Genomic DNA, 12,086 nt, shown 5'->3' on the forward strand with positions numbered 1-12,086 from the left:
AATGAATAAAAATATGTTTAATTTACACTTGAAAGAATGTGAATTTAGATTCAATAATCGCAAGCAAAATCTTTATAAGATTTTGCTTGAAATGTTCAGAAAAGAGTCGCTTAAGTTGTCATGACCCAAATAATTTAATAAAATTATCAAAACCATCGCCCATCATTTCTTTGGTTTCTTAGAATCTTTGATCAATCATACTTGTGTTCCGCCAACGATTAGTTCATCAATTTTAAGGCTTGGCTGACCAACCCCAACTGGCACAGATTGGCCATCTTTGCCACAAATACCAATACCTCCATCAAGTTTCAAATCATTAGCAACCATCGAGATCTTCTTGAGCACCTCATCACCAGAGCCAATTAGTGTTGCACCTTTAACTGGATGAGAGATTTTTCCATTCTTGATTAAGTAGGCCTCATTCGCACTAAAAACAAATTTTCCTGAAGTGATATCAACTTGCCCGCCATCGAAATTTACTGCATAAATCCCTTCATCAACCGAGGCGATCATTTCATCTAAAGAATCTTCACCGTTAAGCATATAGGTATTTGTCATTCTTGGCATGGGTATGTGCGCATAAGATTCTCGTCGACCATTGCCTGTTGATTCAAGCCCCATTAGTCTTGCATTCATTTTGTCAAACAAATAACCTTTAAGAATGCCATTTTCAATCAATGTGGTATTTTTAGTTGGCACACCTTCATCGTCGATAGTTAAGCTACCACGACGATTGGCTAAAGTTCCATTATCAACAATTGTACATTTGTTACTAGCCACTTTTTCACCAATTCGACCTGAAAAAACAGAAGAACCTTTGCGGTTAAAATCTCCTTCTAAGCCATGACCAATCGCCTCATGCAGTAAAACACCTGGCCAACCAGGGCCTAAAATAACCGGCATATTTCCAGCAGGAGCGCCTTTTGCTTCTAGTGTTACTAATGCTTGTCTAATAGCCTCAGTCACATAAATTTCATCAAGATTATGATCAATAAAATAACGATAATCATAACGACCTCCACCACCACTTGAGGCAGATTCAATACGGCCTTCGTGCTCAACAATAACACTAACACTAACTCGAACCATAGGGCGATAGTCTTTTTGATAAACACCATCACTAGAAGCAATCAACACCTCAGAATAAGCACCAGAAATAGAGGCGCTTACTTGTTTTACTTTTGGCTCTTTTCGAGCTAAAAAATCAATACGTTTTAAGAAATCAACTTTCTCTTGAGAGGTTAAGCTTCCCAATGGGTTTAACCCACTATATTTAGCAATCTCTGGCACTGATTGAAATGTTTGCAATTTAACAGGCGTATTTGTTGTGCTAATGCCTTTAGCAAAATCAACAGCCTTTTGAATAGCTTTAATATTAAGATCATCCGAATAAGCAAAGCCCGTTTGCTCACCACTGACACAGCGAGTGCCAACACCGTGACTAATATTATAAGTGCCTGATTTAACAATGCTTTCTTCCAAAAACCACGATTCAGAAACTGAATATTGAAAATACAGATCGGCATAATCCGAGGTGTTTTCTGACAAAGAACCAAGTAAAAAATAAATTTTCTGTTGATTTAGATGGTGATCATCTAGTAATTGTTCAATCATAAAATTGTTGATATATTTTTAATTACAGGTTTATCCCATGAGCCTGTAATTTTATATTTAAACTCCACCACTTTACCAACAATCTTGTCGATCAATTTACCGTCAAATAGCTGCTCATCAATTAGCCAAACTCCCAGCCCAACTAGGCCGCCGCCAGCTAAATAAGTGACTACAGGCACTGCATCGCCAATTGCTGGCACTACTTTCGCCTCGATATCATAACTTTCATCAACGATATGACCTTGTCCAGTTAAACTAATTGCGCTGGAGCTTGCCTCCAATTCAAAATGATTAATTTTTGCCATTGAATCAAGCAATGTAATCTGCGCATCAATACTGTCGTAAGCAAAACCTTTGTCAGTTAAGTCAGCAACATCTAGCTTGAGCCTCTTGGCAATTGATTTAATATTTAATAATGACAAAACTCTACCAATATTGGGATCTTTATCAGTAAATACACCCTCTTTAACTTTCATAGTGACAATGCCATTCATGTCTTTTAAATTCCAATTCCAAGGTGTGCAATCGCAAGATAACCAAGTAGTAAAATCAAATTCTCCGCCACTGACCTTTTCAGTAACTTTGAGTTTTTTCAAAAATTCTCTCAAACCTTTTCCGCTAGCTGTGGTCATTAGTCGAGTCTTTCCATCTACCCAAGCACCATTAAATCTAAGATCGTTATCACTAACACCAATACCTTCAAAACTCAGATTAGAAATTTTTAAAATATTGTTGACAGACTCCAGTTTAGCACTAAAGTCAGGAATCTCTCGTTCATCAACAAATACACCATGTGTACTTAAAAATATACTGGGGATATCACTAGGCTGAATATCCCAATCTCCTTTTAAACCATCAGATGACGCCACTTGAAGTCCAACAATTCTCACACTTGGTAATTCATCAGTTAAGGCAATTTCAATGTTGGTTTTTAATGCTTCAGATTCAACTCTTGCACGCCAAGTTTGATCCAATCTGCGTGTTAAATAAAGCTCAAGATCACTGTCAATATTGATCAACTCAACAGCAAAAGATGCATCTTTATCATCCTTTCTATTGTTTGGATTAACTCTAATTTCAAATGCAGTATCGCGAATTATTCCCGTGCCGTTAGTGCTTATTTGGTTATCGTGAAATGCAATACTAGATTTATAATCTTCAATGATAATCGCACCATCCAGCGTGATTAAACGACTCTCTTCAATAGCCAAATCTACATTCAATGTCACCGCACGATCATCCAATGGAATCAATAAATCAAGCTCGCCTGTTAACGGGCCATTCAAACTAAATTGCTCAACAATCTCATGCACTGCATTCCCAGTTGGCGCTTGCGCTAAAAATTGCATTAAATCCTGACTCGTTGTATCAATCTTACTCACTAGATGCACATCAAAATCTGGCTGACTCATGTCGGTAATTTCAAGCGCCATATTAGTCAGTGGAAAATCATATAGCTTTGCACTATTGACAAACACCTTAATCGACTTACCATTGGTACTGATATTAGCATCCAACTCTTTAAGGCTTTTCCAGTCTGAATTAAACAGCAATTCTGTCTCAAGCAAATGTGCAGTAAAGTTGACGTCAGCAGGTGATTTTTTTGATAAATTCTTCAGAATATGGATATTTGATTCTTCCAAAATACCTGATTTAAATCCACGCTTCATCCAATTATTGGTTGATTCGCCCACAATTAAAGCTGGCAAGTACTTATCAAGGTTGCTAGCTTCTATGCGCTTAATATAACCAGAGAGCTCAGCATAATCATCACCTTCTTTTTGATAAAGCTTTAGATTAGACAATAAAGAAAAATCTTCACCACTAATAAGCATTGGCAGTGTTAAGAATCCATCTTTAGCCAATTGCTCACTAGAAAAAGTTATTGCTAAATCAAAATCTTGATCATTAATCTTTTGATCAAAGATACGCGCTGATAACTGCCCATCATCTCGACTGATAAATAGTGGCGCTATTTCAAATGTAGTTTCACCTTTGATTAAAGTTTTTTCAATATTTAATGATTCGAAAAAATGTACAATTTCAAGCATTTCTACAGAGACCATCTGTTGCACATCTTTAATAGAAAAAAACCCGATTTCAGCATTAGTATTTTCATGCAACGTCAGCATATTAATATAAATTTTACTTGGGCGGTAAAGATCTTCAAAAAGACGAGTAAGTTGAACCTGCCAATGCAGATCTTGAATGCTAGCAAGTACTTGCTTTGAATGTTGATCAGCCAATGTCAGTTGGTGAATTTTCAATGAAATACTACCATTATCAAGCTCAAAACTTATTTTTGATAACGCTACATTAAATCCAGTTATATCGCTCAGTTTAGACTCCATTGGCCCTTTTAGAAAGCTAGGAAAGGCAACAAAAAAACCAACAACCAGCACAATCAATAACGCAAAAATAACACTCACCCAAGTGCTTATTTTTAATACTTTAACGCCATTTGATAGTGTTCTCTTAATCATTCTGATATAATTCTTTGCTTTGAGAATTATAACTTACTAAACAAGGAAAACACCATGTACTTTAAAAACTCAGTTGCAGCAATTATTGTTATTTTTGCCATCATCTTCGGCGCTAAAACATTTTTTAGCGATTTAGTTCACGTTGGATATGATGACAACTTAACCCTAGCTGAGCGCATTGCACCATTAGGTCAAGTGTACTTAGAAGGCGATATTGATGTTAACGTGATTAAGGCACCGGTCAAAACCTCTGCTAAAGTGCGTAGTGGTGAAGAAATCTACACAACAGTTTGTGCAAGTTGTCATGCCTCTGGCGTATTAAGCGCACCTAAGTTTGGTAACAAAGCTGATTGGGCGCCAAGAGTTAAGCGCGGCATTGCTGATTTAGTAAAAGTAGCAATCACTGGTGTTGGTGCAATGCCACCTAAAGGTACTTGCATGAATTGTTCAGATGATGAGCTAACAGCAGCTATCGAACACATGATTAAATAAAACGCTTTAGTTTTATCTCACTAAAAGCCTAAGTGTTTACGAAAACACCTAGGCTTTTATCTTTTTTGACTTTGTCAAAATCAAACACTTTGCCATTCATGGCAATATAGACGCCCGGCTCTTTTAGTTGGACTGCACTCAGTGCAACGCCTAGATTGAATAATGCATCTGATTGATCAATAGAATATGGAATCATAGAGCCAAACAAAACCACGGTTTTATCTTTAAGCGTTTTGGCAAGATAGCTCGCCGTCTCCACCATAGTATCAGTGCCATGAGTAATAAGGATATTCTGCTCGTCACAAGACTGACATTTATCCAAAATAAAATCGCGATCTGAATCACTCATTTCTAACGAATCTTTTAAAAATAACACCTCTGACAAGGTATCTGCCATTGAACGTCCACGATTGAGCATATCAACCATGTGTGTTTCAGTGAACGATAGTTCACCCGTTAACTCTTAATAGGTTTTGTCAATCGTACCGCCAGTGATTAGGGCTTTTATTTTCATGGTGTAAATAATACCTTGTCAAAATATTGAGAATTTAACAAATCATATGGTGTTACAAAATAACCTCCATTAAAATCTATATCTAACTTATAGCCAAGATCTTTAGCTGTTTTCCAGTATAAATACCAGATATATTGAGAGCAATAAAATGCATCATTGTTAGTCTTAGAAACTATTTGATAATTTTTATACTTTGCATTTGACACATTTTTTAAAAAGGCTTTTTTAAATTTTTCATCAAATCCTTTATATCTAAGCACTGTAAACTTTTTTTTCTTACTTAGCCAAAGTATAATGTCTGTCTCATAATATCCGTATCCTAATTCAGGATATTCGCCAAGCCTATACTTGTCTATCATTATTGCAGAATGTCCAAACCATGATAATGGACTTTTCCAATCTTTAGCAGTGATAACAATGTCGCCAATTTTTATTTTATCCAAGCTCTTTCCAGCTGAAGTTTTATCAATCTTCCAAGATTGATCAAATGTTACGCAGCTAGATAAAAATAATATAAAAAATACTAGTATTGGTAATTTAAAACAATTCATATGATTTAATTTTATCGAAAAAAAACCCACTGCTAACAGTGGGTTTTACAAATAAACTATTTAAAATTTATTTACACTTATTTTTAATTTGTGCCGTTTCGATAGCCTCAACCATTCCCTTATATTTAGCAACATCAGCTTCATAATCACCTGATAATTGACTTGCTGGAATTAGTACAAAAAATACAGTAGCTGCATCAGTGTTAGCTTGTGAATTCTGCATATCAGAAAAATTTTGTAAATCTGCTCGAGCATCACCCATCAAGGTTGCTAATTTAGCACAGTCATTATCAATAAATCTTTCATGGGACATATATGACGCAGAAATTGACTCAGGTCTATTTGCACAACCAGAAGCAAGAACAACAGCAGAAATTACAATTAATAAAAAACCCTTCTTAAAATTAAACATAAAACAACACTCCCAATAATTAAATAATAATAGATCTTAACAACCTATTTTTTTATTATACATAGAAAAATATTGGAAATTTTACGAATGAGCTTATTAAGCTCTTTTCCCAAAGATATCAGAGCCAATTCTCACGAAAGTAGCGCCATTTTTAATGGCTAATTCAAGATCTGAGCTCATTCCCATCGATAAAGTGTCTAAATTTGGGTATTTTTGCATAATTTTAGCCATTTTATTAAAACTCTGCTCACTATTAGCTGGATTGGGAATACACATAAAACCTCGTAATGAAATATTTTGGAAATTTTCAAAATGGATGATTAATTCCTCAATTTCATCAACAGAAATACCTGATTTAGTTATTTCGTTGTCTATATTCACTTGCAACAAAACATTGAGATTTCCCAGATCACTTGGACGTTGATCATTCAGGCGTTTGGCAATTTTGAGTCGATCAATACTGTGCATCCAACTAAAATTCTCAGCAATTTGCTTGGTTTTGTTAGATTGAATTGGGCCAATGAAGTGCCAGATTAAACCTTGACCTTTTAGGGCTTCTATTTTTTCTAAAGCCTCTTGCAAGTAGTTTTCGCCAAAATGACGTTGCCCTGCATTAATAGCTTGCTGAAGATCAGAGGCAGGTTTAGTTTTGCTAACAGCAATTAAAGTTACTTGATTTTTCGTATCAACAGTATTAATACGATCTTGAACATCTTTTAAATTTTCAGCAATCATAAGTATTACGTTTAGCAGATATTTTTAAGGTCCACCTTGCACGATGGAAAAAGGCGAAGCTAAAAGACTATGGTTGCGTCAAAAACCGGTCCGTCAACACATACGCGTTTCATTGCTGGGCCGTTATCTGTTTGTACTTCCACCACACAACCTGCACAACCACCAACCGCACATGCCATGTTTTCTTCTAAGGAAACTTGGCAAGGTAAATTGTAGTCTTTGGCCAATTTTGCAACTGCTTTTAACATTGGGTGTGGGCCACAAGAATAAATCTCAACTTGAGCCAACTCATCTGCAGACAAACTATCCAAATACACTTCGGCAAGATCAGTTACGTAGCCTTTAAAAACACCTTCATAATCTTGCAAACTGGCCAATCGACATGCCACACCCCAATCTTCCAACTCAGGCATGGTGTGCGTAGCGCCTTGGTAATCTTTGCCATCATTGGCCAATTGCTCATCAAATGGAAATGGCACTTCAGAGCCTAAAATAGCAAATGGCTGATAATCTGTTTCTTTAATAGATTGGGCAATAGCCACCATTGGCGGCATACCGACACCACCACCGATCAATAAAGGTAACTTCTTATCAGTCATTTTAAAGCCATTGCCGATTGGGCCAATGACACTAATCATTTCGCCTATTTTGCGTTCAGCTAACTGCTTGGTGCCTTCGCCCACCACTTTGTACAATAAATCAAACGTGTTGTTTTCTTTATCTACTGACATGATCGAAATTGGACGTCTCATTGGTAGAATGTCTGACACGCTAATATGTACAAACTGGCCGGGTTTAGTTTCTTGGGCGATAACCTCTGAAGCGAGCGTCAAAATATATTGATCACCCTCGAATTTGTAATGTGCCAGTACTTGGCAATCTACGACTTTAATTGTATTACGATTTTCTTTATTCATTACAAGTAATTAATGTGCCAACGCCATTGTCCGTAAAAACTTCCAATAACACTGCATGGGGAACACGACCATCAATAATATGAGTCGACTTAACGCCATTTTTAACCGCAGATAAAGCGCAGCCAATTTTTGGCAGCATGCCGCCATGAATGGTACCATCAGCAATTAAATCATCTACTTTTTTAGCATCCAAACCTGTTAATAAATTGTCATTTGAATCTAACAAGCCAGAAGTATTGGTTAATAAAATTAGTTTTTCAGCATTAAGCGCTTCAGCAATAGCGCCCGCAACTAAATCAGCATTAATATTGTAAGAGAAGCCATCTTTGCCAACGCCAATCGGAGCAATTACTGGAATAAAATCACCTTTAAGCAATAGATCAATCACCGAAGTATCAATAACATCCACCTCACCCACATGACCAAGGTCAATAATTTCAGAGGTAATTTTAATATTGTGCTCTAATTTTTTAGCCGAAATCAAACTACCATCTTTTCCAGTTAAGCCAATTGAATGACCACCATGCTGATGAATTAAATTAACAATTTCTTTATTAACCAAACCACCTAACACCATTTCAACTACATCCATGGTCTCGGAATCAGTCACGCGCATACCGCCCACAAACTCACTTTGCTTACCAATTTTCTCTAGAGTTTTACCGATTTGTGGGCCGCCCCCATGAACCACAATCGGATTCATGCCAACAGATTTCATCAATACGATATCACGCGCAAAACTTGATTTAAGCTTTTCGTCGGTCATGGCATTACCGCCATATTTAATGACAATGGTTTTGCCTTGAAATTTTTGAATATATGGCAAGCTTTCAGTTAGAACGCTGGCAATATTGTTTATACCGTCTGACATATAAAATAAATGTAAGAATTAATTAATTAGTTATTTTACCAATAACAATCAATTGCATACTAGTAAAGTTTATTTGCTTTTTGCAGCCAACGAACATAACTAATAATTTTGGTAATATCTTTGCGCTCAATACCTTCAACAGGAGACATGTTTCCAAATCTCCAATGATGTGCCTTAACACCATTCAAAGCCGCACGGTAAAATGCCTCATCTCCATGATGCGATGGCTTGTAATAATTATGAATTAGTGGTGGACCGCTATCCGTACCTTTTGCCCACTCGCCATGACATTTTGCACAATTTTCTTTAAATTTACTCATACCTGCAGCCTGCATAAATGGCACATTAACGCCAATATCAGTCATCCATTTAATGAGAATAACACTCCAATTGTAAAACTCAATACTACTTTACTCATTAACATTCTCCTTTAAATTTAATTCTTAATAATTTTTGCTATTTTTTGTTTATGGCGCACGTAGGCAGTAATATCGCTAATTCCTTCTGGTGATAGCCCTTTAATCGCAGGCATATCACCAAATTGCCAATGATGCTGCCGTACCCCGTCATTTATTGCATAGTAAAACGACAAATCTGCATGGTGAGAAGATTTGTACACATCCTCAAGTAATGATGGCCCTTTTTCAGTTCCCAACAAACTACCTCCGTGACACCCTACACAATTTGATTGATATACAGCCTCACCTTGATAGATGCTTGATTTATAATTTGAATCAGGAAAGACGCTATTTCTAGTGGCTTTTTCTGAATTAAGCCATGCAAAAAACCCAAACATTAATATCATAATAATTAGAAATGTCTTTTTCATGTAATTCCCTTATTTATACCACTACAAACTGCCCCATCATGCCGCGATCTTCATGCTCCAAAATATGACAGTGATACATGTACGGTGTTTTTGCATCGCTAAATTTGGGAAATTCAATTAATACCTGCACTGTTTCATGTGGATTAACTAATACCACATCCTTAAATCCAAGTTCATGGCCTTCAAGTTTTCCACGACGTGAAACAATCTTAAATTGCACATTGTGAATATGAAATGGGTGTGGCATCATCGAGGTATTTTCAATTTCCCAAAGCTCGGTGGCACCTACCTTAACCACTTCATCAATACGATTGATATCCATGGATTTTCCATTAATTTTAAGTAGATCTGTTGAGCCTGACATGGCGCCAAACATTAACTGCGGACCCATCCTCATTTGTAATTTAAACTTTCTTTTTCGACTGATACTATCAATAGACAAAGCTTTATGCTCAATCAAGGTTTGGGGCAATTTCACATTAGCAGGCTGAACTTTTTGAGCATTAATTTGAAAGATGTCAAATGCTTGTTGCTTGCCTTGCGCTTGTTGCATCATCATCATGCCAGTCATACGATTAGCTGACTTTTCCATATGCATATTGTGCTGCAATATTGGCATTTTTCCATCCGACACATCTACTAAAATTTCACAACGTTCAGCAGGGGCTAATTTAATCGAATGCGCCATGATTGGCTTTTCCAGCAAACCACCATCACTAGCAATAATATGAAAAATGCGCTTATCATCAAAATTAAGATGATAAATCCTAGCATTTGAACCGTTAAGAATTCTTAGCCTAATGAGTGGCTTTAATACCTCTAATACCGGATTAACAATGCCGTTAACCAATATTGTTTCACCTTTTTTACCCATTAACTTTTCACGAAAATCATCTAAATACTTTAATGACCCATCTTGATTAAAATCTTTATCTTGAATAATAACTGGAAAGTCATCCACGCCGTATTCTGAAGGTAAATTCAATGCATTAGATTGATCATCATCAATGATAAATAATCCTGATAAGCCGTGATAGACTTGCGATCCTGTTTCATGCATTTGATGCGAGTGATACCACAGAGTTGATGCTGGTTGAATAATTTCAAACTCACTCAACCAATGTTCACCAGGATTAATGGGTTGATGCGGCCCACCATCAGCTTTAGCAGGTAATTTTGCCCCGTGCCAATGCAGTGTACTGGTAATATTTAAATGATTATTCACTTTAATATGAACTCGATCACCTTTATCGGCTCGCAGTGTCACTCCTAAAAAATCTTGATTAATGCCAAGCGTTCGAGTAAGCACATTAGGCAATATTTGACTCATGCCCGTTTGTAAATTTAAGTCAAAACAAACATTTTTATCAACACGCTTGCCATACTCCAGCTTTGGCAATCTAAAAGTATTTGATGATAAAAACCCCTTGGCATGGAGTAGCTGCTTAGGTAATAAAGCAAAAGCTAAAATGGATTGAACAAATTTTCTTCTTGAAATCATATCGGCCCTACTCAGTTAAATCTGAACGTTTTTGTTCAAACTCCTCTTTGCCTATATCACCTTTAGCATACCTCTCTTTTAAAATATCTAGGGCAGATTTACTAGGCTTAAATGCACTCTTATTTTCACTACTCTCTTTCACCATCCATACAATTACAACAATTAGAAGTATCCAGAATATCCACATAAATCCACCTCCAAGCCCCATCATTCCAAAACCATCATTAGACATAGAATACCTCCATTAAACAAACATTAAATACCAAAATACAACTTTTGTTATTTAAATCTAGCATCATATTTTTTCTGAGTGGCTTCTGGCCACAAATCATGAAGATAATCTAATACTGCTTGTTTTTCAATTTCACTTAATTGGTCTTTAAATCCCGGCATCCATCCACCAAGTTTAACGCCGCCATTATTAATGGTATTCATTAACGCCATTGGCGAATGATGCCAAGCATGGCCTGACCCGTTAACAGGTGGTGCAGGAAATTTTCCATCTGCTTGTCTCTTCTTCCAGTCTTTAACAAGTCCTTGACCCTCTTGCCCATGACAAGCCACACAGTTATTTAAAAATACTTTTTGACCTAATTCAACCCCTTTATTCAAATTAATGCTTTCACTAAAAGAGATTTTTTCTGTTGATGGAGATTTTTCAACCTCTTGATCTCCATTGTCAAAGCATCCTGTTAGTAATAATGTACTTGATAAAACAATTAATAATTTCATAATTTTTTTCCTTTTTTTATATTTACCTGCTTAATTTAATTAAATGCCGCCTACCTATCATGACCACCTCCCATGCCACCACTATTATTATCGCTACCATGGCCGCCAGAACTCGAAGAATGCCCACCACTCATACCGCTTTCACTAGAACTATGAGCACTAAAATTAGAGTCATGTTCAGATTGTCTCGCCTCTCTCTCACTTTTCATTGTTGAAAGAATATTCGATTGTGCAATTGATACGGCTAGTTTCATAGCATCCAGTGTTGCATGTGCATCTGCTAACAGCGCATGATCATCTGAACTGCTTAGCAAATCATACGCTGCTTGAGCAGTGACCATATCTTGTTGCGCCATTAATAAATTGCCTTCTGCATCTTTCATGCTCATTGAGGGCGCAAGTCCTACATTGCTACCAACATTCCAATTAAACGTG

Annotated in this window: 14 protein-coding genes and 2 pseudogenes; 2 read left to right on the forward strand and 14 right to left on the reverse strand. The window is 36.5% G+C overall.

What is annotated here, in order from left to right:
- A pseudogene (locus BTHERMOSOX_RS06975) lies at positions 1–124 on the forward strand (IS1595 family transposase); the annotation flags it as partial.
- Positions 125–195: 71 nt separating this feature from the next.
- On the opposite strand, the gene tldD reads toward BTHERMOSOX_RS06975, so the two are convergent.
- Positions 196–1,614 (reverse strand): metalloprotease TldD, encoded by a 1,419-nt coding sequence (tldD, locus tag BTHERMOSOX_RS06980; protein WP_138120386.1) that lies wholly within the window; start codon positions 1,612–1,614, stop codon positions 196–198.
- Positions 1,611–4,097: a YhdP family protein gene (locus BTHERMOSOX_RS06985; protein WP_138120387.1), complete on the reverse strand. Its 2,487-nt coding sequence runs from the start codon at positions 4,095–4,097 to the stop codon at positions 1,611–1,613. The genes tldD and BTHERMOSOX_RS06985 overlap by 4 nt, the downstream gene beginning before the upstream one ends.
- A gap of 54 nt (positions 4,098–4,151) precedes the next feature.
- Here BTHERMOSOX_RS06985 and BTHERMOSOX_RS06990 point away from each other — a divergent pair, with 54 nt between their 5' ends.
- On the forward strand, positions 4,152–4,589 hold the full coding sequence (locus BTHERMOSOX_RS06990; protein WP_138120388.1) for a c-type cytochrome: 438 nt from the start codon (positions 4,152–4,154) through the stop codon (positions 4,587–4,589).
- Between the two features lie 28 nt (positions 4,590–4,617).
- On the opposite strand, the pseudogene BTHERMOSOX_RS06995 reads toward BTHERMOSOX_RS06990, so the two are convergent.
- The 12 genes and pseudogenes from BTHERMOSOX_RS06995 to BTHERMOSOX_RS07050 form a co-directional block, all read right to left on the reverse strand.
- Positions 4,618–5,019: pseudogene (locus tag BTHERMOSOX_RS06995) on the reverse strand (asparaginase domain-containing protein); the annotation flags it as partial.
- Positions 5,020–5,099: 80 nt separating this feature from the next.
- Positions 5,100–5,546, reverse strand: a complete 447-nt coding sequence (locus tag BTHERMOSOX_RS07000) for a hypothetical protein (protein ID WP_138120389.1) — start codon at positions 5,544–5,546, stop codon at positions 5,100–5,102.
- A gap of 175 nt (positions 5,547–5,721) precedes the next feature.
- Positions 5,722–6,066, reverse strand: coding sequence for a hypothetical protein (locus tag BTHERMOSOX_RS07005; RefSeq protein ID WP_249360639.1), 345 nt, complete (start codon positions 6,064–6,066; stop codon positions 5,722–5,724).
- Between the two features lie 96 nt (positions 6,067–6,162).
- Entirely contained in the window at positions 6,163–6,801 is a 639-nt protein-coding gene (locus BTHERMOSOX_RS07010; RefSeq protein WP_138120390.1) for a YggS family pyridoxal phosphate-dependent enzyme, read from the reverse strand.
- Between the two features lie 59 nt (positions 6,802–6,860).
- Complete coding sequence (locus BTHERMOSOX_RS07015) at positions 6,861–7,718, reverse strand: dihydroorotate dehydrogenase electron transfer subunit (RefSeq protein WP_138120391.1); 858 nt, start codon at positions 7,716–7,718, stop codon at positions 6,861–6,863.
- Complete coding sequence (gene argB, locus BTHERMOSOX_RS07020; RefSeq protein WP_138120392.1) at positions 7,711–8,589, reverse strand: acetylglutamate kinase; 879 nt, start codon at positions 8,587–8,589, stop codon at positions 7,711–7,713. The genes BTHERMOSOX_RS07015 and argB overlap by 8 nt, the downstream gene beginning before the upstream one ends.
- Positions 8,590–8,648: 59 nt before the next feature.
- Positions 8,649–8,954, reverse strand: coding sequence for a c-type cytochrome (locus tag BTHERMOSOX_RS07025; protein WP_138120393.1), 306 nt, complete (start codon positions 8,952–8,954; stop codon positions 8,649–8,651).
- Positions 8,955–9,025: 71 nt separating this feature from the next.
- Positions 9,026–9,418, reverse strand: a complete 393-nt coding sequence (locus tag BTHERMOSOX_RS07030; protein ID WP_138120394.1) for a c-type cytochrome — start codon at positions 9,416–9,418, stop codon at positions 9,026–9,028.
- Between the two features lie 13 nt (positions 9,419–9,431).
- Positions 9,432–10,919 carry a multicopper oxidase family protein gene (locus tag BTHERMOSOX_RS07035; RefSeq protein WP_138120395.1) on the reverse strand — a complete coding sequence of 496 codons (1,488 nt, stop codon included), beginning with the start codon at positions 10,917–10,919 and terminating at the stop codon, positions 9,432–9,434.
- Between the two features lie 7 nt (positions 10,920–10,926).
- The gene (locus BTHERMOSOX_RS07040; RefSeq protein WP_138120396.1) at positions 10,927–11,151 is read right to left on the reverse strand and encodes an SHOCT domain-containing protein; all 225 of its coding nucleotides are present in this window, start codon (positions 11,149–11,151) and stop codon (positions 10,927–10,929) included.
- 47 nt (positions 11,152–11,198) lie between these two features.
- Positions 11,199–11,651 carry a c-type cytochrome gene (locus tag BTHERMOSOX_RS07045; RefSeq protein ID WP_138120397.1) on the reverse strand — a complete coding sequence of 151 codons (453 nt, stop codon included), beginning with the start codon at positions 11,649–11,651 and terminating at the stop codon, positions 11,199–11,201.
- A 50-nt stretch (positions 11,652–11,701) separates the two neighbouring features.
- Positions 11,702–12,086, reverse strand: a 385-nt coding sequence (locus tag BTHERMOSOX_RS07050; RefSeq protein ID WP_212744633.1) for a hypothetical protein, incomplete at its 5' end; no start/stop codon positions are given.

Origin of the sequence: Bathymodiolus heckerae thiotrophic gill symbiont, from assembly GCF_900128515.1 — a bacterium.
GTDB lineage: Bacteria > Pseudomonadota > Gammaproteobacteria > PS1 > Pseudothioglobaceae > Thioglobus_A.